The 1,667-nt window shown below is 39.1% G+C and carries 1 protein-coding gene; it reads left to right on the top strand.

Annotated elements, in window-relative coordinates; translation table 11 throughout:
• Window positions 1–621 precede the first annotated feature (621 nt).
• Window positions 622–1,667 (top strand): NADP-dependent isocitrate dehydrogenase (locus B4J23_RS10915; RefSeq protein WP_291360594.1); only part of this gene is annotated, 1,046 nt, incomplete at its 3' end.

Here is a 1,667-nt window from a genome sequence, read left to right as displayed (position 1 = left end):
AAAGGTAATTAAAAAAATGCACATAATTTAAACTGAAGAAAGAGTAGAAAAATGACTATTATTTAGGTTGTCTTAAGTCTTCAGGATCAACTTTCAATTTATCAGGTGCAGATCATAAATTTCGATAGGGAATAGCAGATCTGTTTCAATTCGCTTTTTAACCCATACTTATGGAAATTACGGCCATTGATAATTTATTTTCATGATACCCAACATGTAGATAAAAATTGATGGCAAAAAACCGAATTAAGCACACATTAAGTTTATAGATAAATTTGTCTGATTTTTAATTTAATTAATTGAATTATAATGATTAAATTATAATTTTTGGTAAAATTAAGCAAAATCTGCAAATTAACCTTCTAATGCACAAATCGCATGGTTTGGCAATGTGCCGATTCGAAAAAAGGTTCATTTTCACGTAGAATACTGCTGTCGGTGAATCACGCTGACAATTTTTATTTTACGAATTTTTCAGGCAAAGTTGAATATGTATTGATATTCCTTTGACTGAGGTGCAACCAGCACCACTACTTTCAAAGTTTATTTAAGTAACCGGTTCGCTGAAATTAGGCCAAAAGCCTGATGATCAGAAACTCAATCCAAAGCAAGGGGCTATATATGGCTGGTGGAAAGTCAACAATCATTTACACACTGACCGACGAGGCGCCATTATTGGCGACTTACTCTCTACTGCCGATCATTGAGACCTTTACTAAGCCGGCGGGCGTTGAGATTGTTAAGACAGACATCTCTGTAGCCGCACGCGTACTTGCAGAATTCGCAGACTATCTAAGCGATGAGCAGAAAGTTTCAGATAACCTGGCAGAATTAGGTCGTCTTACTCAGGACCCAGATACTAATATCATTAAACTCCCTAATATTAGTGCGTCTGTTGCTCAGTTGACGTCATGCATTAAAGAACTTCAGTCTAAGGGCTATGCACTGCCTGATTATCCGGAAAACCCGACTACTGAAGAAGAAAAAGCAATTAAAGCGCGTTATAGCAAGTGCCTAGGTTCAGCAGTGAACCCAGTACTTCGTGAAGGTAACTCTGACCGTCGTGCGCCGACAGCAGTGAAAAACTACGCGAAAAAACACCCACATTCTATGGGTGAATGGAAACCTTGGTCACAAACTCACGTTTCTCACATGCAAGAAGGCGACTTCTACCATGGCGAAAAGTCTATGACTTTAGACCGTGCACGTAATGTGAAAATGGAACTGATCACCAAGTCTGGTGAAACTATCGTTCTTAAGCCAAAAGTTGCGCTTCAAGACGGCGAAATCATCGACTCAATGTTCATGAGCAAAAAAGCCCTTTGCGACTTCTATGAAAAAGAATTAGAAGATTGTAAAGAAGCTGGCATCCTGTTCTCTTTACACGTTAAAGCGACCATGATGAAAGTATCACACCCGATCGTATTCGGTCACTGTGTGCGTATTTACTACAAAGATGCGTTTGAGAAACACGGTAAACTGTTCGACGAGCTAGGCATTAACGTAAACAACGGTATGGCTGGTCTTTACGAAAAAATCGAATCTTTACCGACTTCTTTACGTGAAGAAATCATTGAAGATCTTCATGCATGTCAAGAACACCGTCCAGCACTTGCGATGGTTGATTCTGCAAAAGGTATTACCAACTTCCATTCTCCAAACGACGT

Source organism: Acinetobacter sp. UBA3025, from assembly GCF_002367915.1.
GTDB lineage: Bacteria > Pseudomonadota > Gammaproteobacteria > Pseudomonadales > Moraxellaceae > Acinetobacter.
Note: the sequence above shows the minus strand (reverse complement) of the source record. Positions and strands in the feature narration are given on the sequence as shown.